General features: G+C 70.3%; 24 protein-coding genes. 1 reads left to right on the top strand and 23 read right to left on the bottom strand.

Annotation, left to right across the window (positions count from 1 at the left end; all coding sequences use genetic code 11):
• Positions 1–10: 10 nt before the first annotated feature.
• Genes ACY1JX_RS00715 through ACY1JX_RS00695 form a run of 5 tightly spaced genes read right to left on the bottom strand, consistent with a single transcriptional unit; the run spans position 11 to position 5,693 of the window.
• A complete protein-coding gene (locus tag ACY1JX_RS00715; RefSeq protein ID WP_462564866.1) occupies positions 11–1,372 on the bottom strand; it encodes a replication-associated recombination protein A in 1,362 nt (453 codons plus the stop codon).
• A gap of 16 nt (positions 1,373–1,388) precedes the next feature.
• Positions 1,389–1,925: a DinB family protein gene (locus tag ACY1JX_RS00710; protein ID WP_462564865.1), complete on the bottom strand. Its 537-nt coding sequence runs from the start codon at positions 1,923–1,925 to the stop codon at positions 1,389–1,391.
• A complete protein-coding gene (gene aspS, locus ACY1JX_RS00705) occupies positions 1,922–3,682 on the bottom strand; it encodes an aspartate--tRNA ligase (RefSeq protein ID WP_462564864.1) in 1,761 nt (586 codons plus the stop codon). Before aspS ends, ACY1JX_RS00710 begins: the two co-directional genes overlap by 4 nt.
• A complete protein-coding gene (gene hisS, locus ACY1JX_RS00700; RefSeq protein WP_181756000.1) occupies positions 3,679–5,001 on the bottom strand; it encodes a histidine--tRNA ligase in 1,323 nt (440 codons plus the stop codon). Before hisS ends, aspS begins: the two co-directional genes overlap by 4 nt.
• Positions 4,998–5,693, bottom strand: coding sequence for an MBL fold metallo-hydrolase (locus tag ACY1JX_RS00695; RefSeq protein WP_462564863.1), 696 nt, complete (start codon positions 5,691–5,693; stop codon positions 4,998–5,000). Before ACY1JX_RS00695 ends, hisS begins: the two co-directional genes overlap by 4 nt.
• Before the next feature lie 56 nt (positions 5,694–5,749).
• Here ACY1JX_RS00695 and ACY1JX_RS00690 point away from each other — a divergent pair, with 56 nt between their 5' ends.
• Positions 5,750–6,973: a DUF349 domain-containing protein gene (locus tag ACY1JX_RS00690; RefSeq protein WP_462564862.1), complete on the top strand. Its 1,224-nt coding sequence runs from the start codon at positions 5,750–5,752 to the stop codon at positions 6,971–6,973.
• 30 nt (positions 6,974–7,003) lie between these two features.
• Here ACY1JX_RS00690 and ACY1JX_RS00685 read toward each other — a convergent pair whose 3' ends face one another.
• The 18 genes from ACY1JX_RS00685 to pdxS form a co-directional block, all read right to left on the bottom strand.
• Complete coding sequence (locus tag ACY1JX_RS00685; RefSeq protein WP_462564861.1) at positions 7,004–7,360, bottom strand: GIY-YIG nuclease family protein; 357 nt, start codon at positions 7,358–7,360, stop codon at positions 7,004–7,006.
• 170 nt (positions 7,361–7,530) lie between these two features.
• Positions 7,531–9,852 carry a RelA/SpoT family protein gene (locus tag ACY1JX_RS00680; protein WP_462564860.1) on the bottom strand — a complete coding sequence of 774 codons (2,322 nt, stop codon included), beginning with the start codon at positions 9,850–9,852 and terminating at the stop codon, positions 7,531–7,533.
• Between the two features lie 127 nt (positions 9,853–9,979).
• Positions 9,980–10,510, bottom strand: a complete 531-nt coding sequence (locus ACY1JX_RS00675) for an adenine phosphoribosyltransferase (protein WP_286928410.1) — start codon at positions 10,508–10,510, stop codon at positions 9,980–9,982.
• Positions 10,507–10,794 (bottom strand): preprotein translocase subunit YajC, encoded by a 288-nt coding sequence (yajC, locus tag ACY1JX_RS00670; protein ID WP_286928408.1) that lies wholly within the window; start codon positions 10,792–10,794, stop codon positions 10,507–10,509. The genes ACY1JX_RS00675 and yajC overlap by 4 nt, the downstream gene beginning before the upstream one ends.
• A 10-nt stretch (positions 10,795–10,804) precedes the next feature.
• Complete coding sequence (gene ruvB / locus ACY1JX_RS00665; protein WP_181756006.1) at positions 10,805–11,857, bottom strand: Holliday junction branch migration DNA helicase RuvB; 1,053 nt, start codon at positions 11,855–11,857, stop codon at positions 10,805–10,807.
• Positions 11,858–11,859: 2 nt separating this feature from the next.
• The gene (gene ruvA, locus ACY1JX_RS00660; RefSeq protein ID WP_181756007.1) at positions 11,860–12,450 is read right to left on the bottom strand and encodes a Holliday junction branch migration protein RuvA; all 591 of its coding nucleotides are present in this window, start codon (positions 12,448–12,450) and stop codon (positions 11,860–11,862) included.
• The gene (gene ruvC / locus ACY1JX_RS00655; RefSeq protein ID WP_206680075.1) at positions 12,447–12,959 is read right to left on the bottom strand and encodes a crossover junction endodeoxyribonuclease RuvC; all 513 of its coding nucleotides are present in this window, start codon (positions 12,957–12,959) and stop codon (positions 12,447–12,449) included. Before ruvC ends, ruvA begins: the two co-directional genes overlap by 4 nt.
• A gap of 87 nt (positions 12,960–13,046) precedes the next feature.
• Complete coding sequence (locus ACY1JX_RS00650) at positions 13,047–13,439, bottom strand: hypothetical protein (protein WP_462564859.1); 393 nt, start codon at positions 13,437–13,439, stop codon at positions 13,047–13,049.
• 24 nt (positions 13,440–13,463) lie between these two features.
• The gene (locus ACY1JX_RS00645; RefSeq protein WP_181756010.1) at positions 13,464–14,222 is read right to left on the bottom strand and encodes a YebC/PmpR family DNA-binding transcriptional regulator; all 759 of its coding nucleotides are present in this window, start codon (positions 14,220–14,222) and stop codon (positions 13,464–13,466) included.
• A 19-nt stretch (positions 14,223–14,241) separates the two neighbouring features.
• Positions 14,242–14,835 (bottom strand): pyridoxal 5'-phosphate synthase glutaminase subunit PdxT, encoded by a 594-nt coding sequence (pdxT, locus tag ACY1JX_RS00640; protein WP_462564858.1) that lies wholly within the window; start codon positions 14,833–14,835, stop codon positions 14,242–14,244.
• Positions 14,836–14,861: 26 nt separating this feature from the next.
• Positions 14,862–16,283 (bottom strand): signal peptidase I, encoded by a 1,422-nt coding sequence (locus tag ACY1JX_RS00635; protein ID WP_462564857.1) that lies wholly within the window; start codon positions 16,281–16,283, stop codon positions 14,862–14,864.
• Positions 16,280–16,966, bottom strand: a complete 687-nt coding sequence (locus ACY1JX_RS00630; protein WP_462564856.1) for a SipW-dependent-type signal peptide-containing protein — start codon at positions 16,964–16,966, stop codon at positions 16,280–16,282. The genes ACY1JX_RS00635 and ACY1JX_RS00630 overlap by 4 nt, the downstream gene beginning before the upstream one ends.
• Positions 16,948–17,700, bottom strand: a complete 753-nt coding sequence (locus ACY1JX_RS00625) for a hypothetical protein (RefSeq protein WP_462564855.1) — start codon at positions 17,698–17,700, stop codon at positions 16,948–16,950. Before ACY1JX_RS00625 ends, ACY1JX_RS00630 begins: the two co-directional genes overlap by 19 nt.
• Complete coding sequence (locus ACY1JX_RS00620) at positions 17,697–18,272, bottom strand: signal peptidase I (protein WP_462564854.1); 576 nt, start codon at positions 18,270–18,272, stop codon at positions 17,697–17,699. Before ACY1JX_RS00620 ends, ACY1JX_RS00625 begins: the two co-directional genes overlap by 4 nt.
• A 47-nt stretch (positions 18,273–18,319) precedes the next feature.
• Positions 18,320–18,859 carry an alternate-type signal peptide domain-containing protein gene (locus tag ACY1JX_RS00615; RefSeq protein WP_181756016.1) on the bottom strand — a complete coding sequence of 180 codons (540 nt, stop codon included), beginning with the start codon at positions 18,857–18,859 and terminating at the stop codon, positions 18,320–18,322.
• Between the two features lie 256 nt (positions 18,860–19,115).
• The gene (locus ACY1JX_RS00610) at positions 19,116–20,174 is read right to left on the bottom strand and encodes a signal peptidase I (protein WP_462564853.1); all 1,059 of its coding nucleotides are present in this window, start codon (positions 20,172–20,174) and stop codon (positions 19,116–19,118) included.
• Positions 20,171–20,803 (bottom strand): SipW-dependent-type signal peptide-containing protein, encoded by a 633-nt coding sequence (locus ACY1JX_RS00605; protein ID WP_462564852.1) that lies wholly within the window; start codon positions 20,801–20,803, stop codon positions 20,171–20,173. The genes ACY1JX_RS00610 and ACY1JX_RS00605 overlap by 4 nt, the downstream gene beginning before the upstream one ends.
• A 219-nt stretch (positions 20,804–21,022) precedes the next feature.
• Complete coding sequence (pdxS, locus tag ACY1JX_RS00600) at positions 21,023–21,934, bottom strand: pyridoxal 5'-phosphate synthase lyase subunit PdxS (protein WP_462564851.1); 912 nt, start codon at positions 21,932–21,934, stop codon at positions 21,023–21,025.
• Positions 21,935–21,958 lie beyond the last annotated feature (24 nt).

The following is a 21,958-nucleotide window of genomic DNA, read 5'->3' as shown; positions in this document are numbered from 1 at the left end:
GGGAACGAGGTTACCGGTCTCGGACGATTGCGCGGATTCGGGCGAGGCGCTCGGCGATCGCTCCCTCGGCGCCGTGAGGACCCGGCTCGTAGTAGTCGGAGCCGTCGACGTCGTCCGGCGCGTACTGCTGCGGGACGACGCCGCGGGGGTCGTCGTGCGCGTAGACGTAGTCGTGCCCGTGGCCGAGCTTCTTCGCCCCGGAGTAGTGGGCGTCGCGCAGCGCGGGCGGCACCGCGCCGACCTTGCCCGCGCGGACGTCGGCCATCGCGGCATCGATCGCGCGGATCACCGCGTTGGACTTCGGCGCCGTGGCGAGGTGGATCACCGCCTGCGCCAGCGGGATCCGGGCCTCGGGGAAGCCGATCATCGCGACCGCCTGGGCCGTGGCCGTGGCCAGCGGCAGCGCCGTGGGATCGGCCATGCCGATGTCCTCGCTCGCGTGGATCATCAGGCGGCGCGCGATGAACCGCGGGTCCTCCCCCGCCTCGATCATCCGGGCGAGGTAGTGCAGTGCCGCGTCCACGTCGGAGCCGCGGATCGACTTGATGAACGCGCTCGTCACGTCATAGTGCTGGTCACCTTGGCGGTCGTACCGGACGGCAGCCTTGTCCACGGCGAGGGCGGCATCGTCGAGGGTGATCTCGGCGTGGCCCTGGTCGGAGGCGGCTCCCGCGGCGGCCTCGAGGTAGGTCAGCACACGGCGGCCGTCTCCCCCGGCGAGCCGTACGAGGTGGTCGCGGGCGTCGCCGCTGATCGCGATGTCTCCGCCGTAGCCGCGCTCGTCGGCGATCGCGCGGTCCACCAGCACCGCGATGTCGTCGTCCGTGAGCGGCTGCAGGGTGAGCAGCAGCGAGCGGCTCAGCAGCGGCGAGATCACGCTGAAGTGCGGGTTCTCGGTGGTGGCGGCGACGAGGCTGACCCAGCGGTTCTCCACCCCGGGCAGCAGCGCGTCCTGCTGCGCCTTGCTGAAGCGGTGGACCTCGTCGACGAACAGCACGGTCTCCTTGCCCCGCGAGAGCGCCTGGCGGGCCCCGGCGATGACCTCGCGGACCTCCTTGACGCCGGCGCTCACGGCCGAGACCTCGACGAAGCGGCGGTCGGTCTGGCGGCTGATGAGGCTCGCGAGCGTGGTCTTGCCGGTGCCGGGCGGGCCCCAGAGCAGGACCGTGAGCGGGGCGTTGCCCTCGATCATCCGCCGCAGCGGCGACCCGGGCGCGAGGAGGTGCTGCTGACCGACCAGCTCGTCGAGCGTCTGCGGTCGCATCCGCACCGCGAGCGGGGCGCTCGAGTGCACGTTGCCCGCGAGGGATCCGCTGGAGTCGCGGCGTCCCGAGGCGGGCGCCTCGGGCAGGTCGAAGAGTCCGTCGGTCACCCCACGAGCCTACGGCTCATTCCCCGGTGCGACCGTCGATGCACTCGCGCAGGAGGTCGGCGTGGCCGTTGTGGCGGGCGTACTCCTCGATCATGTGCACGAGCAGGTCACGGATCGCGACGGTGCCGGCGCGGTGGTGGGGCAGCTCGCGGCCGAAGTCGGCCTCGTCGATGCCCTCGAGCCACGCCTCGGCCCGGGCGATCTGCGCGCGCAGGGCCTCGAACGCCTCGTCCACGCACTCCTGCGTGCCGACCGCGCCGTTGAAGTCCGCGTCGCTGTCGTGGGCCTTGAGGAACAGCGGCTCCTCCGGCGACTGCTGGGCGACGCGGACGAACCACGTGTGCTCGACGTACGCCATGTGCCGCACCAGGCCGAGCAGCGACAGCGTGCTCGGCGGCACGCTGCGGTGCGCCAGCTGCTCGGGCGAGAGGCCCGCGCACTTGAGCTGGAGCGTCAGCCGGTGGTTGGCCAGGTACTCCAGGTACGTGGCCTTCTCACCGACCGGGTCGCCCTCGGTGCGCGGGTCCTCCGCCGCAGGCAGCCAGCGACTCACGGAGTCTCTTCCTCCTCGTCGGGCTCGGCGTCGACGCCGGCCTCGGCGCGCTGCTCCGGCGTGATCGGGGCCGGAGCCGCGGTCAGCGGGTCGTAGCCGCCACCGGACTTCGGGAACGCGATGACCTCGCGGATCGAGTCGGCGCCGGCGAGCAGCGCGACCGTGCGGTCCCAGCCGAACGCGATGCCGCCGTGCGGCGGGGCGCCGTACTTGAACGCCTCGAGCAGGAAGCCGAACTTCTCCTGCGCCTCCTCGGCGCCGATGCCCATGATCTCGAAGACGCGCTTCTGCACGTCCTCACGATGGATACGGATGGAGCCGCCGCCGACCTCGTTGCCGTTGCAAACGATGTCGTAGGCCTGCGCGAGCGAGTCGCCGGGCGTGGCGAGGGTCTCGGGATCCTGGGGCGCGGTGAAGGCGTGGTGGACCGCGGTCCACTCGCCGCCGCCGACCGCGACGTCGCCGGAGTCGAGCTCGCTGACCGACTCGAACATCGGCCAGTCGACGACGAACGCGAAGGCCCACCTCGACTCGTCGATGAGGTTCTCGCGCTTGGCGATCTCGATGCGCGCGGCACCGAGCAGCTGGCGCGAGCTCTTGACCGGGCCGGCCGAGAAGTAGACGGCGTCGCCGGGCTTCGCGCCGGCGGCCTCCACGAGGCCCTCACGCTCGGCGTCGGACAGGTTCTTCGCGACGGGACCGGTGAGGGAACCGTCCTCCTGCACGAGGACGTAGGCCAGACCGCGGGCGCCGCGCTGCTTCGCCCACTCCTGCCAGCCGTCGAGCGTGCGGCGGGCCTGCGAGGCGCCGCCGGGGTGCACGACCGCGCCGACGTACGGCGCCTGGAACACGCGGAACGGCGTGTCCTTGAAGTAGTCGGTCAGCTCGACCAGCTCGAGGTCGAAGCGCAGGTCGGGCTTGTCGGAGCCGTACTTGCTCATCGCGTCGGCGTACGTGATTCGCGGGAACGGCGTGGGCAGGTCGACGTCGATCAGCTTCCACAGCGCGACGTAGATCTCCTCGGCCAGCGCCATCACGTCATCGGGCTCGACGAAGCTCATCTCGATGTCGAGCTGGGTGAACTCGGGCTGGCGGTCGGCACGGAAGTCCTCGTCGCGGTAGCAGCGCGCGATCTGGTAGTACCGCTCGAGGCCGCCCACCATGAGCAGCTGCTTGAACAGCTGGGGGCTCTGCGGCAGCGCGTACCAGCTGCCGGGACGCAGGCGCGCGGGCACGAGGAAGTCGCGCGCGCCCTCGGGCGTGGAGCGGGTCAGCGTGGGCGTCTCCACCTCGACGAAGTCGTGGCGGTCCAGCACGGCGCGGGCGGCCGCGTTGACCTTCGAGCGCAGGCGCATCGCGTGGGCCGGGGCGGGCCGGCGCAGGTCGAGGTAGCGGTGCTTGAGGCGCGCCTCCTCCCCCACTTCCACGTGCTCGTCGATGGGGAAGGGCAGCGGCTCGGACCGCGACAGGATCTCGACGTCGTCGGCGATGACCTCGATCTCGCCCGTGGCGATCGCGGCGTTCTCGTTGCCCTCGGGACGGCGCTGGACCGTGCCGGTGACCTTGAGGCAGAACTCGCTGCGCAGCTGGTGGGCGACGTCCTCGCGGACGACGACCTGGGCGACGCCGCTGGCCTCGCGCAGGTCGATGAAGGCGACTCCGCCGTGGTCGCGGCGGCGGGCGACCCAACCGGCGAGGGTGACGCTCTCGCCGATGTTCGCGGCCGTCAGGGTTCCGGCGTCATGGGTGCGGATCACGCTGTCGTCTCCTTGTGGGTCACCTGCGGTCGCAGGTCGGTCTCGGGGGGCGTCCAGGCGTCGGGATCGGCCGACACCTGCTCGCCGGTTCTGATGTCCTTCACCTGGTCGCCGTCCTGCGTGACGAACCAGACGAAGGGGATGCCACGGCGCTCGGCGACGCGGATCTGCTTGCCGAACTTCTGGGCCGCGGGGGCCACCTCACAGGCGATGCCACGGGCGCGCAGGCGCTGGGCGATGGCGTCGCTGCCGGGACGCGAGTCCTCGTCGTTGACCGCCACGAGGACGGCCGAGGGCACGGAGCGCGACGCAGTGACGCCGCTCGTGGTCAGCGTCGAGAGCAGGCGCGAGACGCCGATCGACAGGCCCACGCCCGGGTACGTGCGCTTGCCGTCGCTGGCGAGCTCGTCGTAGCGGCCGCCGGAGCAGATCGAGCCGAGGCCCGGGTGCTCGGCGACGCGGGTCTCGAACACCGTGCCGGTGTAGTAGTCCAGGCCGCGCGCGATGCGCAGGTCGGCGGTGACGGTCACGCCCTCGACGGTGGCACACCCCGCCACGACGGCTTCCAGCTCGGCGAGTCCCTCGTCGAGCAGCGGGTGCTCGACGCCGAGGTCGCGGACCTGCTGGACGAACGACGTGTCGGTGGTGACGATCTCGGCCAGCGCGAGGCACGACGTGGCCTGGGCCTCGGTGAGCCCCTGCTCGCCGAGCAGGTCGGCGATCTTGTCGGCCGACAGCTTGTCGAGCTTGTCGATCACCTGCATGACGGCGGTGGGCCTCTCGATGCCCAGGCCGAGGTAGAAGCCCTCGAGCACCTTGCGGTTGCTGACCTGGAGCGTCAGCGACAGGCCCGGGATCGGCAGCCCGGCCAGCGCCTCGGCCATCACCCGCGCCACCTCGACATCGAAGTGGAACGGCAGCGCGCCGTCGCCGACGATGTCGATGTCGGCCTGGGTGAACTCGCGGAACCGGCCGGCCTGGGGCCGCTCGCCGCGCCAGACCTTCTGGATCTGGTAGCGGCGGAACGGGAACTGGAGGTGACCGGCGTTCTCCACGACGTAGCGCGCGAACGGCACCGTGAGGTCGTAGTGCAGGGCCAGCTCGGAGGCCTCGGACTCGTCGGCGTGCAGACGGCGGACGGCGTAGACCTCCTTGTCGATCTCGCCCTTGCGCAGCAGCGTCTCGAGCGGCTCGACCGCACGCGTCTCGATGTTGGCGAACCCGTGCAGCTCGAAGACGCGAGCCAGGTGGTCGAAGACCGCCAGCTCGACGCTGCGCTCCGCCGGCAGGAACTCGGGGAAGCCCGACAGCTTGCTCACGCGGTCAGCTCCTGCAGGAAGGGGTTCGTGGCCTTCTCGCGGCCGATCGAGGTCTGCTGGCCGTGGCCGGGCAGCACGACGACGTCGTCGGGCAGCGTCAGCACCTTGGTCTGCAGGCTGCGCAGCATCTCGGCGTGGACGCCGCCGACGAGGTCGGTGCGGCCGATCGAGCCGAAGAACAGGAAGTCGCCGGAGAACATGATCTGCGAGACGGGCTCGTCACCGGTGTAGTCGACGCGGTAGGCCACGGTTCCCGGCGTGTGGCCCGGGCAGTGGTCGACGGTGAGCGTCAGGTCGCCGACCTGGATCGTGGCGCCGTCGACGGCGTCGCGGACCTCGGCCGGCTCGGAGAACTGCGACTCGTCGATCTCGCCGAGCTGCTGGCGCAGCATCGCCGCCGACTCGCCCGAGATCGCGGACATCGGGTCGGCCAGCAGGTGCCGGTCGGCGGGGTGGATCCAGAGCGGGCAGCCGTACTCGTCGGCGACCCGCGCCGCGTCCCACATGTGGTCGAAGTGGCCGTGCGTCACCAGGACGGCGGCCGGGGTCAGGTCGTGCTCGGCCACGACGGCGCGCACGCCCTCGGCGGACTGCATGCCCGGGTCGACGATCGCGCACGGGGAACCCGGGCCGGAGGCGACGAAATAGCAGTTCGCCTGCAGTGGTCCGGCGGGGAAGGCGGTGAGAAGCACGTCCGTCAGGGTACGCGAGGAGGACCTGACGCCGCGAACCTCCTAGACTGACCGCCATGAGTGATTGGGGCCGCGTCGACGCGGACGGCAACGTCTACGTCAAAGAGGGCGACGGCGAACGTCTGATCGGGCAATGGGTCACCGGAGGCGACGCCGCTGAGGCGCTCGCGTTCTACACCCGGCGCTTCGACAACCTCGAGACCGAGGTCGACCTGCTGGAGAAGCGCATCGAGGCCGGAACCGTGTCGCCCGACGACGCGACCAAGGCCGTCGCCACGATCCGCGAGCAGCTCGTCGACGCACAGGCGATCGGCGACCTCGCGTCGCTGTCGGCGCGTCTCGACAAGGTCGAGCCGGCCCTCGGCGAGCTCCGCGCCAAGCGCAAGGCCGAGCGCGAGCAGCGCACCGCCGAGGCCACCGAGGCCAAGACGCGCATCGTCGCCGAGGCCGAGAAGATCGGCGCGGGCCAGGACTGGCGCAACGGCGCCGACCGGCTGCGCGCGCTGCTCGACGAGTGGAAGGCGCTCCCCCGCCTCAGCAAGTCGGCCGACGACGAGCTGTGGCACCGGTTCTCCAGCGCTCGCACGGCCTACACGAAGAAGCGCAAGGCCCACTTCGGTGAGCAGAGCGTGCGCCGTGACGAGGCGAAGAAGATCAAGGAGAAGCTGATCGAGGAGGCCGAGGCCCTCTCCGGCTCCACCGACTGGGGCACCACGTCAGGCGCCTACCGCGACCTCATGCAGCGCTGGAAGGCCGCCGGCTCCGCCCCGCGCAACGTCGAGGACAAGCTGTGGAAGCGCTTCCGCGCCGCCCAGGACGTCTTCTTCCAGGCCCGCGAGGCCGCCAACGCCGCGCAGGAGTCCGAGTTCGCCGAGAACGCCACGGTGAAGCGCGAGATCCTCGTCGAGGCGGAGGCGCTGCTGCCGATCAAGGACCTCGAGGCCACGCGCCGTGCCTGGCACGACATCGCCGACCGCTGGGAGGCCGCCGGCAAGGTGCCGCGCGACCAGATCAAGGAGCTCGAGGGCCGCATCCGCGCCGTCGAGAAGGCGATCCGCGATGCGGGTGACCAGGAGTGGAAGCGCACGGACCCCGAGAAGTCGGCCCGCGCGGACGACATGATCACCAAGCTCGAGGACGCCATCGCCGGCATCGAGGCCGACATCGCCAAGGCGGAGGCCGCCGGCGACGCCAAGAAGGTCAAGAGCCTGCGCGAGAACCTCGAGTCGCGCCAGGCGTTCCTCGAGATCGCCCGCCGCACCGCCTCCGACTTCGGCTGATCTCGATACGCCGCTCGCTGCGCTCGCGAGCTACTCGATCACCGGTCCCTCGGTGATCGAGTAGCGGGGCGAGGAACGAGCCCGCGTATCGAGATCATGCGGCCCGGCGCCAGTTTCGCTTCTTCGCCAGCCACGGCAAGAGGTGGAGTCACCGCGCATGAGTGCCTCGCGCTTGGCTCGGGACCACCCTTGGATCCGCTTCTCCGCCGCGAACGCGTCCGCGACGGACTCGAACTCGTACGACCACAGGAGCTCGACGGGGAGCCGGTGTCTCGTGTACTCCGCGCCCGTGCCGGTCTGGTGCTGGTGCAGCCGTCCGGCCATGTTGCGTGTGCTGCCGACGTAGTAGGAGCCGTCAGAGCACCGGAGGATGTAGACGTGAGCCATCCGCTCAGCGTGGCGTACCTCGCTGGGCCGGTGCACTCCGTCCACAGGTGATCTCGATACGCCGCTCGCTGGCGCTCGCGAGCTACTCGATCGCGAGTCAGCCGGTGATCGAGTGCCGGCGAGCGCAGCGAGACGGTGTATCGAGATCAGGAGGTCGGTGATCTCGGTGGCTACTGCGTGACGCGGTAGGCGTCGAAGACGCCCTGGACGCCGCCGACGGCCTTGAGGACGGCGCCGAGGTGCTTGGCGTCGGCCATCTCGAAGGTGAAGCGACTCTTGGCGACGCGGTCGCGGCCGGTGCTGAGGGTGGCCGACAGGATGTTGACGTGCTGGTCGGAGATCACCTTGGTGATGTCAGACAGCAGGTGCGGACGGTCGAGGCCCTCGACCTGCATCGCCACGAGGAATGTGGTCTTGGCATTGGCGACCCAGCGCACCTGCACGACCCGCTCGGTCTGGTGCGCCAGCTCGACGAAGTTGACGCAGTCCGAGCGGTGCACCGAGATGCCGGAGCCGCGCGTCACGAAGCCCTCGATCTTGTCGCCCGGAACGGGCGTGCAGCAGCGCGCGAGCTTGACCATGACGTCGCCCGAGACACCGACCACCTCGACACCGGCGTCGCCGCGGGCCGTGGACGGCCGGCTGGAGCGCAGCGGCATCGCCGTGGCCTCGGCGGCCTCCTCCTCGGCACCCTCGCGGCCGCCGGCGAGGTCGATGACGCGGTCGACGACGCCCTGCGCGCCGACGTTGCCCTCCCCCACCGCGGCGTAGAGCGCGGAGATGTCGGCGTGACCCATCTCCTTGGCCACCGTGTCGAGGTTCGCCTGCCGGAACAGGCGATGCATCGGCAGACCCTCCTTGCGCATCTGCTTCGCGATGAGGTCCTTGCCGTGGTCGATGGCCTCCTCGCGGCGCTCCTTCGTGAACCACTGCCGGATCTTGTTGCGCGCGCGGGGGCTCTTGACGAAGTCGAGCCAGTCGCGGCTCGGGCCGGCGGTGGGCGACTTCGACGTGAAGATCTCCACCACGTCGCCGCTCTCGAGCTCGGACTCCAGGGACACCAGCCGCCCGTTCACGCGCGCGCCGACGCACGCGTGACCGACCTCGGTGTGCACGCCGTAGGCGAAGTCGACCGGCGTGGCGTGCGCCGGCAGCTGGATCAGGTCACCACGAGGCGTGTAGGCGTAGACGCCCGCGTTCTGCATCTCGAAGCGCAGCGAGTCCAGGAAGTCGCTGGAGTCCTCGGTCTCGGACTGCCAGTCGACCAGCTCGCGCAGCCACATCATCTCGTTGCCGCCGGGTCCGTCCTTGCTGGCCTTCCCGCCGACGGCCGCGAGCGACTCGGCCTTGTACTTCCAGTGGGCCGCGACGCCGAACTCCGCGCGGCGGTGCATGGCGTAGGTGCGCAGCTGCAGCTCCACCGGCTTGCCCTGCGGGCCGATCACCGTGGTGTGCAGCGACTGGTACATGTTGAACTTCGGGACACTGATGTAGTCCTTGAAGCGGCCCGGGATGGGGTTCCACCGGGCGTGCAGGACGCCCAGCACGGCGTAGCAGTCGGCGACGTCGTCCACCAGGATGCGCACGCCGACGAGGTCGAAGATGTCGGAGAAGTCGCGGCCGCGCACGAGCATCTTCTGGTAGATCGAGAAGTAGTGCTTCGGCCGGCCGGTGACCTTCGCCTTGATCTTGGCGTGGCCGAGGTCGGAGTTCACGTCGCGGATGACGCGCTCCAGGAACGCCTCGCGCGACGGCGCGCGCTCGGCGACGAGCCGCACGATCTCGTCGTAGACCTTGGGGTGCAGGGTGGCGAACGCGAGGTCCTCCAGCTCCCACTTGATCGTGTTCATGCCCAGGCGGTGGGCCAGGGGCGCGAAGATCTCGATGGTCTCGCGGGCGATGCGCTCCTGCTTGTCCTGGCGCAGGTAGCGCAGGGTGCGCATGTTGTGCAGGCGGTCGGCCAGCTTGATGACGAGCACGCGGATGTCGCGCGCCATCGCGACGACCATCTTGCGGATGGTCTCGGACTGGGCGGAGTCGCCGTACTTGACCTTGTCGAGCTTGGTGACGCCGTCGACGAGGTGGACGACCTCGTCGCCGAAGTCCTTGCGCAGCTGCTCGATCGTGTAGGAGGTGTCCTCGACGGTGTCGTGCAGCAGGGCCGCGCACAGGGTGGGCGCCGTCATGCCGAGCTCGGCGAGGATCGTGGCGACGGCCAGCGGGTGCGTGATGTACGGGTCGCCGCTCTTGCGCTTCTGGCCCTCGTGCATCGCCGCGGCGACCTCATAGGCCTTCTCGATCGCCGAGACGTCGCCCTTGGGATGGGTGTCGCGGTAGACCTTGATCAGCGGGTCGAGGACCGGGTTGCCGCCGCCGGTGGACTTGCCGCCGATGCGGGCCAGCCGGCTGCGCACGCGCGCGGAGGTGCGTGCCGAGTCCGGGGTCCTGGTCTCGGCAGCCTTCGTCGATGGTCCATCGATGCGCTCAGCCACGCGTGCCTCCTTCAGTCCATCCTACGGAGGGCGCTTCAGAGGGCGCCGGTGAACACCGAGGCGAGCACGCCCAGGACGAGCGCGGCGATGGCGATGATGGCGACGATGCGGACGGTGCGCTGGCTCATCAGTACTCCAGGAGTGCGGTCAGGGGGACGTCGCCGAGCACGGCGCGACCCTCGAGGGCGGACAGTTCGATGAGGACGAGGCTGCCGGCGACGACGGCGCCGGCGCGCTCGAACAGACGGCCGGCGGCGGCGAGCGTTCCCCCGGTGGCGAGGACGTCGTCCACGACGAGCACGCGGGCGCCCTCGGGAACGGCATCGGCGTGGATCTCGACGACGGCGTCGCCGTACTCGAGCGAGTAGGACTCCGAGAGGGTGCGCGCGGGCAGCTTGCCGGCCTTGCGGACGGGCACCAGGCCGATGCCCAGCGCCTCGGCGATCAGCGGCGCGAGCAGGAACCCGCGCGCCTCGACGCCGGCCACGACGTCGAGCGGTCCGAAGGCCCTCGCCGCGTCGACCAGAGCGGAGACGGTGGCGGCCAGCCCCTGCGGATCGGAGAGCAGCGGAGTGATGTCGCGGAACGTGACGCCGGCCTCGGGCCAGTCGTCGATGGCGCGGATGAGCCGCGCGGCGGCGTCCGGGAAGTCGCTCATGCTTCGGGGTCGATCACGTCGGGCGCGACGACCTCGGCGACGGCCGCGCGCGCCACGGTGATGACCACGCCGGGCGCGATCTCCAAGCCGACGGTCTCGTCGTCGATCGTCGAGATGGTGCCGTGGATGCCACTGCTGATCATCACGCGGGCACCGGGCTTCAGCGCCGACTGCATCTGGCGCAGCGCCGAGTACTGCTTCTGCCGTTCCCGCATGGGACGGATGATCAGCAGGAAGAAGACCAGGGCCAGCAGGATCAGGGGCAGGAAGTCAGCGAACGTCACCGGATGGAGTCTAGTCGGCGGAGTCGAAGGGCAGCTGCCCGGCATCGACCCCGGCCGGGGGCGTCAGGCCGAGGTGTCGCCAGGCCGCCGGGGTGGCGATCCGCCCACGCGGCGTGCGGGCCAGGAAGCCCAGCCGCACCAGGAAGGGCTCGGCCAGCTCCTCCACCGTCTCGCGCTCCTCCGACACCGCGACCGCCAGCGTGGCGATGCCGACCGGTCCACCGCCGAAGTTGCGGCACAGGGCGTCGAGCACCGCGCGGTCGAGCCGGTCGAGGCCGAGGTCGTCGACCTCGTACAGGTCGAGGGCGGCCTGCGCGATCGCGTGGTCGACGGCGCCGTCGGCGCGGACCTCGGCGTAGTCGCGGACGCGTCGCAGCAGGCGGTTGGCGATGCGCGGGGTGCCGCGGGAGCGTGAGCCGATCTCCGCGGACGCCTCGGCGCTCACCTGCAGGTCGAGCAGGTCGGCGGAGCGCCGCACGATGCGGTCGAGGTCGGACGGCTCGTAGTAGTCGAGCTGGGCCGTGAAGCCGAACCGGTCGCGCAGGGGGCCGGGCAGCAGGCCGGCGCGGGTGGTGGCGCCGACGACGGTGAACGGCGGGATCTGCAGCGGGATGGCGGTGGCGCCCGGACCCTTGCCGACGACGACGTCGACCCGGAAGTCCTCCATCGCCATGTAGAGCAGCTCCTCGGCGGGCCGCGACATCCGGTGGATCTCGTCGATGAAGAGCACGTCGCCCTCGTTGACGCCCGAGAGGATCGCCGCGAGGTCGCCCGCGTGCTGGATCGCCGGGCCGCTGGTCAGGCGCAGCGGTGCCGCGAGCTGGTTCGCGATGATCATCGCGATCGTGGTCTTGCCCAGCCCGGGCGGGCCCGACAGCAGGACGTGGTCGGGGGTGCGTTCGCGGGCCACTGCGGCATCGAGCACGAGTGCGAGCTGCTCACGAACCCGCTCCTGGCCGACCAGCTCGTCGAGGGTGCGCGGCCGCAGGGCCTGCTCGAAGGCGCTCTCCTGCGGCGACGCAGCCTCGGCCACGATCGACTCGAAGTCGTCGTACTCGTCCATGCTCACCGGCCTCGGTCCATCGATCGCAGGGCGTCGCGCAGGATCGCCGAGATGTCGGGATCGGGACCCACCCCGTCGGCCACCCGGTCGATCGCGGCGTCGGCGTCCTTGGCCGACCAGCCCAGCCCGACGAGCGCCTCGTGCACCTGGTCGCGCCACGCGGGACCGGCCGTCGAGACGGCGGACGAGGCGACGGCGCCGACCCGGTCCTTCAGCTCCACCACGATCCGCTCGGCTCCCTTGCGGCCGATCCCGGGCACCTTCGTGAGGGTGGCGTGGTCGGACGAGGCGATCGCGGTGCGCAGCCGCTCGGGCGGCAGCACCGCGAGCATCGCCTGGGCGACCTTCGGACCCACGCCGCTGGCGGTCTGCACGAGCTCGAACATGTCGCGCTCCTCGGCGTTCGCGAAGCCGTAGAGCGTCATCGAGTCCTCGCGCACGACCATCGAGGTCCACAGCGTGGCCTCCTGGCCCAGGCGCAGGTCGGCGATCGTGGAGGGCGTGCACATGACGTGGTAGCCGACGCCCTGCAGGTCGAGGACGGCTGAGTTCAGCGAGACCGCGGCAACGGCGCCGCGCACGTGGGCGATCATCGGGCCGCTCCGGCCGCGGCGACGGCGGCGGCGAGTCGGTTCTGGGCGGCGCCCCGCCAGATGTGGCAGATCGCGAGGGCGAGGGCGTCGGCGGCGTCCGCGGGCTTCGGCGGCGCGTCGAGGCGCAGCAGCCGGGTGACCATCGCCGCAACCTGCGCCTTGTCGGCGCGGCCGCTGCCGGTGACGGCGGCCTTGACCTCCGACGGCGTGTGGAGCTGGACAGGGATCCCGTGGCGCGCGGCCACGAGCATCGCGATCCCGCTGGCCTGGGCGGTGCCCATCACGGTGCGCACGTTGTGCTGGCTGAACACCCGCTCGACCGCGACCACGTCGGGTCGCTGCCGCACGACGATCTCGTCGAGGGCGCGCTCGAGTCGCAGCAGCCGCTTCGCGAGATCGAGGTCGCTCGGGGTGCGGACGACGCCGACGTCGACGAGGTCCAGCGGACGGCCCACGAACCCCTCGACGATGCCGACGCCGCACCGGGTCAGGCCGGGGTCGACGCCCAGGACGCGAAGGGAACGCATGTTCGACACTCTAGGCGGTGGCGGCGACGCGCCCGTGGAGGCACGCCGCCCGGTTCGTCGGATCGGCGGTCAGCCGGTCAGCTTCCCGTCGGGCGTGCGGGAGATCTCCTCGGCGAGCTCGGCGGCGACGCGGCGGGCGTTCGCGCGCCCGGCGACGAGGGTGCGGTGCAGCGGCAGGTCGGAGCCGTCGCGGCGCAGCTCCACCGGGTAGCGCGCGAGCAGCAGCCAGCCCGCGGCCAGCAGCACCGGGACGAACGCCAGGGCCCACGCACGGTCGCTCTTGACGAGCACCGGAGCCAGCACCGCGAGCAGGACCAGCCCCAATACGACGAGCAGCGGCGCGAAGCCGCCAGCCGCCGGGGCGCCGCCGACGACGAGGTCCCCCTCGCTGCCGCGCAGCGCGGGGCGGCCGACGCGGACGCTCCAGCCGACTCCGTCGGGAGTGCGCACGCGTCGGTCCATGGCCACATCATGGCCGAGGCCGGCTCAGAGATCGGCCATGACCTCGTCGGGCGCGTCGAAGTTGGCGAAGACGTTCTGCACGTCGTCGCTGTCCTCGAGGGCGTCGATGAGCCGGACGACCTTCGCGGCACCCTCGGCGTCGACCTCGACGTGCACGCTGGGCACGAACGAGGCGTCGGCCGAGTCGTAGTCCAAGCCCGCCTCCTGCAGCGCGGTGCGCACGGCGACGAGGTCGCCCGGCTCGCACAGCACCTCGAAGCTGCCGTCGTGGTCGTTGACCTCCTCGGCGCCCGCGTCGAGCACGGCCATCAGCACGTCGTCCTCGTTCGTCGGGCCGCCCTCCTGCTCGGCAGGGACGATGATGATGCCCTTGCGGCTGAACATGTAGGACACCGAGCCCGGGTCGGCCATCGTGCCGCCATTGCGGGTCATCGCGGTGCGGACCTCCATGGCGGCCCGGTTCTTGTTGTCGGTGAGGCACTCGATGAGGAACGCGACGCCGTTCGGGCCGTAGCCCTCGTACATGATCGTGGTGTAGTCGACTCCCCCGCCGTCGGCGCCACCGCCGCGCTTGACCGCGCGGTCGATGTTGTCGTTGGGGACCGACTGCTTCTTCGCCTTCTGGATCGCGTCGTAGAGCGTGGGGTTGCCCTCGGGGTCAGGGCCACCCGTGCGCGCCGCGACCTCGATGTTCTTGATCAGCTTGGCGAACAGCTTGCCGCGCTTGGCATCGATCGCGGCCTTCTTGTGCTTGGTGGTTGCCCATTTGGAGTGGCCCGACATGACGTTCCTTTGCGTAGTCCTAGCTCTGCTTCACGAGGTCAACGAAGAGTCCGTGCACACGGTCGTCGTCCCCGACCTCGGGGTGGAAGGACGTCGCCATGAGCGGCCCCTGCCGCACCGCGACGATTCTACCGGCGGCCTCCCCCGAAGGGACCTCGGCAAGCACCTCGACCCCGGGGCCGACCTCCTCCACCCACGGCGCGCGGATGAAGACCGCGTGCACCGAGCGGTCCACGCCTTCCAGGTCGAGGTCGACCTCGAACGAGTCGACCTGACGACCGAAGGCGTTGCGACGGACCGTGACGTCCAGGCCGCCGATCGTCTCCTGGCCGGGCGCGCCGTCGCGGATCCGGTCGGCCAGCATGATCATCCCGGCACACGTCCCGAAGGTCGGCATGCCGTCCTTCACGCGCTGGCGCAGCGGCTCGAGCAGGTCGAAGTTGCGGGCCAGCTTGTACATCGTGGTCGACTCGCCGCCGGGCACGACGAGCCCGTCGCACCGCGCCAGCTCGGCCGGGCGGCGGACGGTGAACGCCTCGACACCGAGTCGCTCGAGGGCCGCGAGGTGCTCGCGCACATCGCCCTGGAGCGCGAAGACGCCGATGGAAGTCACCCCGAGAGTCTAGTGCGCGGGCCCCATCAGTTGATCGTGAACCGGATCGTCCGCTCGGTGATGACCCTGCTCGACGAGTTGTCGTAGACCCTCAGGTAGAGGGTGTACGTGCCGGACTCGGCGAACGGCGATGTCCCCAGGTTCGTCAGCGGGACGCGCCAGGTGACCGGACTCGCCGTCGAGGTGGGCAGCGCGGGGGTGACGTCCGCCTGGTGCCACGTTCCGCACCCGCTGAACAGCGGCCAGCCGGAGGACGTGTCCCAGCACCGGGTGAGCAGGAAGTTGACGCGCTGGAGCCGGTACTCCACGCGGTAGATCCCGTCGCTGTCCGCGGCCGTTCCGCACGGCGAACGGCGACCGCACTGCGCCAAGGTGGTGGACTGGGCCGCCGAGGGCGAGGCGAAGGTCGTGGAGTCCTGTGGTGTCGTGAACGTGATAGCGGGCGGCAGGTTGACGCTTCCACACTGCAGGTCAGTGGTCCCGGTGAGCGAGACGTTCGCGGTGCGCGTGGAGTTGGAGAGCCACGGCGACGTGGCCGTGCCCTTGAGCTCGGAGCGGCCCGTGAGCTCGTAGTTGCCGGGGGCCAACGAGGATCCACCGATGTCGGCGCGCCTGATCTGGGTGGTCACGACGCTGTCCGGCACGCCGGTCGGCGAGACCCGCTTGAACGGTGTGGCAGGAAGCTGTCCGCCGGTCGGCGCCACGTACCAAATCTGGTTGTAGCGCTGCGACGCCACGAGTGTGCGCAGCGTGATCGAGGTGCCACCCGCGTCGTTCGTGCACACGGGAGAGCCCCAGTCGAAGATGCGCACCTGGTGGGAGTGGATCTGCCCGGCCTCGAACGTGGAGCCGTCGGTGAAGTAGGCCTCGGTCCGGGGAATCGGCACGAGACCGGCCATCGCGATGCCGACGGCCGCCACCCCGGCTGCACCGGTGCCCATCGCGGACCGGGTCTCCCGCCCGGCGCGCTGCCACAGCCGGACCGCCAGCAGCGCCACGATGATCCCGGCCGCGAAGAGCGCCCACGGTGTCGCCATCGCGTTGGCCACGTACCCGAGGTACGGGACGTCGAGGAACACCCGGTCGACCTCGGTGGCCAGGTACGGCTGACTGTCGGGCTGCGCGTTGGCGTCACCGCGGAGGGTGAAGCTGATCTGCTCGCCGGCCTTCTCGACCTCGACGACCCGGTGCGTCACGCGAACGCCGGTGGCACTCTCGACCGAGATCACGTCCCCGACGGCCACGTCGCCGGCATCGACCGTCTTGGCGAGGCCGAGCGCGCCCGCGTGAATCGCGGGCTCCATCGAGCTCGAACGGAAGATGAGCGGCTGGACGCCGGCAACCACGGTGGCGAGTCCGAGGACGAGCGACATCGCGCCCAGGAATGCCGTCACCCACAGCAGGACGTTGCCGCCGGTGCGCAGCACCCGAAGCAGCCGCTGCCTCATGGCGCCCCGACCTGCTTGGCCGAGATGACGACCCGGATGGTCGTGGACGTCCCCTGGAAGGAGTTGGGCGCGGCGGACGACAGACCGGCCAGCATGCAGACGCGGATCGACTCGTTGGCGTTCATCCGGATCGGGGTGTTGTTCGGCGTGACCGGCTGTCCCGTGGTCGAGAGCACGTGGTTGGTCCACCACGGCGTGCCGCCGGTGCACGTACCGGTGCGGTTCACGGCCTCGCGGGTGCCGACGTTGTTGGCGGTGCCACCCAGCATGGTCGTGGCCGAGAGGTGCGGGTTCATGTCGTTGGACGTCGAGGTCCCGACCGCGGTGAAGGTCAGCGGCGTCGTGCCGACGTTGCGCATGTGCAGCTCCATGCTCACGGACTCGCCGGGCGAGACGTTGTCGAGCTGCATGACGGAGTACGTCCACGACTGGTTGAGTCCGACGGCCTCCCACCGGATCTCACCCGTGACCGGGTCACGTCCGCCGAGCTGGAGGTCCAGACTGCCGGCCTCGATCTTGCCCGTGGTGAAGGTGGCGGTGTCGGCCCAGTACGCCGTCGTGCCCACGGCGGCGAACCCCAGGACCAGTCCGAGCGACAGCAGCAGCCGAACCGGGACCGACGCCACCACTCGCCACGTCGAGCGCAGGCGACCGTGGTGGCTGGTCATCGGGGTGTCACGCATGGTTCGTCTTCCCTTTCGCGCCGCCCGGCCGCGATGAACGCGGCACCGGCGGTGATGGCGAGGATGGCCGTCCAGATCAGTATGGCTGGGGCGTCCGACCCCGTGCGCGCCAAGTCGCCCGCGTCGTCGCGGACGCCGGCACCGGATCCGTCGGAGTCGTTCGAGTCCGGAGCCGCAGTCGGGTCCTCGTTCGCGCTGTCGTCGGAGTTGTCGGTCGGGCGGTCGGTGGGCGTCTCCTCACCGGGTCCCGGATCCGTGCCCTCCACGGCCTCGGCCAGCCGGACCTCGATCACGAAGTCCAGCGAAGCGGCCTGCGAGGCGTTGGACGAGGCCGGGTCGAAGGCCGCCTCCAGGTCGACGCGCACGGCGCTGCCCGGACTGATGCTCGCCGCTGTGAGCTCCGGCGACGAGACACCGTTGCGCAGGACGAACCAGCGTCCGTCCACCCGCGCGCGCAGACGGAGATGGTCGGCGGCCAGGAGCCGGTCGGTGTCGTCGCTTCGCACCGAGGCCGTCAGCTCGGCGTCCGAGCTCTCCTGGTTGCGGACGTGGAACGAGACGGTGCGCTTGTCACCGGGGACCCAGACGGCATCCTGCTCGAAGAGGGGCTCGCTGATGGTGTCGGCCCATTGCGTACCGTCCGTGCTCAGGCCGATCCTGTCGTCAGCCGCTGCGGGCGCGATGCCCGCGAAGGCGAGGCCGAGCGCGAGGGCGGTCGTCAGGAGCCGCCTCATTGCCTCGCCTCCTCGTCCGTGGGTCGAGCACGTCTGAACCGTTCTCGGAGTGCCCCGCCCAGCATCCAGGCGGCGTACAGTCCCAGTCCCCCGGCGACGACGTAGACAGCGGCGTTGCGCCGGTCCTGTCCGATCGCGTTGCTCATCCATCCCAGCTTGGGGACGGCGTACCAGAGGGTTCCCTTGATCTGCACCGGCATGACCGGCGTTCGGTCGACGCTCGAGTTGGCGTCGCCCTGCGTGATGAAGCGGCGCTCACCGTCGGCTCCGAGGGCCACGGAGACGACACGGTGGGTCACGACCGCTCGCTCACCCGACGCCAGCTGGTAGGTCACGACCTCGCCGATGCCGATCTGATCGGCGGGGGTCGGCCTCACCACCACGAGCGTTCCGGGCGGGTACTTCGGCTCCATGGAGCTGGTGAGGATGGTGTAGGGCGTGGCGCCCCCGATCCGTGGGATCAGCACACCGACCGCGACCGCCGAGACGGCCACGAGGATGACGAGCCAGGCAACCACCTGGCCGGCCCACCGGAGCGCCGTGAAGCGCCCTCGGTCGGTCGTACTCGTCATCCCCGTGACCTCACTCATCGATGGTCGATTGCGAACTCAAGCCTTCGTCACGGCGTGGCGTCGGACTGCGTGAGCGTGATGTTGCCCTCGGTGAGGTCGAGCGTCATGCCCTGCGACGTGTTGTCGACGGTCGTGCCGAACGGGAAGTCGACGACGACGGTCGCGCCGAGCACGTCACCATCGTTGGCGTCGGTGATCTCGGCGCCGGCCGCCAGCGGAGCAGCATCGAGCGTGTACGTGTCGGTGACGGTCATCTTGTCGGCGACGCTCGCCGTTCCGTCCAGACCGGTGAAGTCGACGTCCGCCTGCAGGTTGTCGCCCGTCGCGCCGATGGTCCACGTGCCCGTGTAGCGGAGCGTGTCGCCGGGAACGACCAGGACGGAGGAGAGGTCGTTGCCTGCCACGGCGGTGCCGTTCAGCGTCCAGGTGGCCGCCGTGCCCGAAGGCGTGAGGGTCAGCGTGCCGGCCTCGATGTTGCCGCCGACGACGTCGCCCTCGGCATTCCAGTACGCGAGCGAGCCTGCGCCACCCAGCAACAGGACGGCGGCGGCTCCGGCGGCGACGGCGCCCTTGGTGGACTTGTTCATGTGTTTTCTCCTTGGTTGGCTGATCGACCATCGATCAGTTGCTTCATCTATGTAACGACGGATCGGCGGAAAAATGACGCCGAATTCCGAAAGAATCTTGGGTGTATGACAGAGGTCACGACGAAGTTGTGACATGGGTCCCATGGACTGGGACATTTGTTCCACGAGAGCGGGAACAGGACGCAGGGGGAATCCACACGCGTCCGGGGACGCGGCAGGCGTTAACCCAACCGTAACATTCATCACATGCGTTTACTCAATTCGCAGGAGATGTCACCGCCGAACAGCTGAAGTCGTTGAAGAACGCCGACCGCGTCACGCGGTAGGACCGGTAGCTGGCCGATCGCCAGGTGAGCGCTCCCCCGGGACCGACGAGGGCGGAGTACACGCGCAGGTGGTAGGTGGTCGACGAGAACCAGCCGCCGGCGGACCCGGAGTTGAACGTGAAGCTGTTCGTGCCGTTGGGGGCCACCGACCCCTCGACGTCGGGACTGCCGAACGCGGCATCGTCGTCCACCTCGTAGTAGTAGCCGTGGCGCGCGTCGTCGTCCGACCAGCTGACGACCGCCGACGACGAGAGGAAGGGCTTGCTGCAGCTGATGCTCGACGGACGCGCCGGGAGGGCCGCCGCGCCCACGGACCCGGTGGTCAGCTGCGCGGAGTCGCTGAAGGCTGCCGTCGTCGACTCCACCGCCGGACCCACCGTCGCGGAGAGGGCGAGCGCAGCCAACGAGACGCCCATCGTCACGGGGCGGAGCACGGAGCCCGCACCGCGCGTTGAGGCGTCGCCATCGACGTCGCCGTCGTCGTCGTGGCCCGACGACGGCCCTCGGGGCTCGTCGTCGTCCTGGCGTCGGAAGCCGAGGTAGAGCAGACCTGCCACGACGAGTCCGACGACGAACATGCCGTTGGGAGAGCCGACGAGATTGACCAGGCGGCCCACCCGGGGCACGGCGAACGACACGCGCTCCACGTCATCGACGCGGTAGGACTCCTGGTCCGGCGAGAGGTTCGCGTCGCCCTTGAGCTGCAGGATCGCGCTCCCGTCGTCCTGGCGATCGACCTTCGTGACCCGGTGCGTGATGCGCGTGCCGCGATCGTTGATCACACTCACGATGTCCCCCTCGGCGAGGTCCACCGCTTCGACCGTCGTGGCGAACGCGAGGTCGCCGGCACCGATCGCGGGCTCCATGGAGCCCGACGTGAAGACCAGCGGCGTGAGGCCGAAGGCGAACATGACGCCCGTCCACACGAGGCACAGCGTTCCCAGGGCAGCGCCGATCCACAGGATCGTCTCGCGCAATCGGCGTCTCACAGGAGCTGCGATGCCGTGAGACTGAAGGTGGTGGTGGCGCTCGTGCTCTGCGCCGCGTTGCTGGCGGTGGCGGGAAGCGACACCTGGATGCAGAGGTTCTTGCTGAAGGTCGTCCCGCCCAGGTTCACCACGGGGTTCGTGCCACCGATCACCGACTGGCCGGTGGATCCGAGCACCACGCCGGTGGAGACGCTCGTCCCGGTGCAGGACGCACTGCGCAGCCCGTTCGCATTCGTGGTCTGCGTCCCGGCGGTCCCCTCGAAGACACTCCAGCGCAGGTGGGAGGCGAGCCCACCGGCCGACGTGGCGGTCGCGCTGAGCCCGAAGCCCGCCGTGTTGGCCCGGCGTTGCACCGGGACGGTGAAGGCGAAGCTCTCGCCGGGAATCAGGGAGGATGCCGACAGGGCCGTTCGGGTGACCGCGCCGCCCTGCCCGGAGAGCTCGCCGTCGATCAGCAGGTCCAGGGAGCCCGACTGGATCGTGCCGCTCGTCAGCTGGGCCTCGTCCGTCCAGTAGGCCAGGGTGTTCACGCTGGTCAGGCCCAGCGCGAGACCGAGCCCCAGCAGCGCGCGGGTCCGCCGCATCGCCACGACGGCGAGCAAGCGAGAGGGGATGGAGCGTCTCTGCATCAACTTCTCTTCCTTCTCCCCCGCCAGCAACTTCGGACAAGTCCCATACAACGACGGAACGTGGGACTGATGGGGTCAAACGTGAAAGAAACGCGAGTTAGTGGCAGAGATCACGACTGATTGATGGTGTACGGCTAGTTCGTTGTGACCAGGTCCATGACACGAAAGAACGCCCCCGGTGGATACCGGGGGCGTTCTGACGAAATGGGGTGGCGGCACTCACCAACCGCGAGTCTCCAGGCGGTGGGGCTCGGGGATCTCGTCGACGTTGATGCCGACCATGGCCTCGCCGAGACCGCGCGAGACCTTGGCGATGACGTCGGGATCGTCGTAGAACGTCGTGGCCTTGACGATGGCCTCGGCCCGCTGGGCGGGGTTGCCGGACTTGAAGATGCCCGAGCCGACGAACACGCCCTCGGCGCCCAGCTGCATCATCATGGCGGCGTCGGCCGGGGTGGCGATGCCACCGGCGGTGAACAGCACGACGGGCAGCTTGCCGGCCTCGGCGACCTCGGCGACGAGGTCGTACGGCGCCTGGAGCTCCTTGGCGGCGACGAAGAGCTCGTCCTTCGGCAGGCTCTGCAGGCGAGCGATCTCGGCGCGGATCTTGCGCATGTGGCCCGTGGCGTTGGAGACGTCGCCCGTGCCGGCCTCGCCCTTGGACCGGATCATCGCCGCGCCCTCGGTGATGCGACGCAGCGCCTCACCCAGGTTCGTGGCACCGCACACGAAGGGAACCGTGTAGGCCCACTTGTCGATGTGGTTGGCGTAGTCGGCCGGGGTCAGGACCTCGGACTCGTCGATGTAGTCCACGCCGAGGCTCTGCAGGACCTGCGCCTCGGCGAAGTGACCGATGCGCGCCTTCGCCATGACGGGGATCGAGACGGCCTCGATGATGCCGTCGATCAGGTCGGGGTCGCTCATCCGCGCGACGCCGCCCTGGGAACGGATGTCGGCCGGCACGCGCTCGAGCGCCATGACGGCGACGGCGCCCGCGTCCTCGGCGATCTTGGCCTGCTCGGCGTCGACGACGTCCATGATGACGCCGCCCTTCAGCATCTCGGCCATGCCGCGCTTGACCCGGGCGCTGCCGGTCGTGGACTGGTCGTTGCTGGGGTTCTGGGTGCTCACGGGTCAAGTCTACGAGTCGTCTGC

It is taken from the genome of Aeromicrobium sp. JP4, from assembly GCF_054957925.1.
This window is presented reverse-complemented; position numbering and strand designations above follow the sequence as displayed.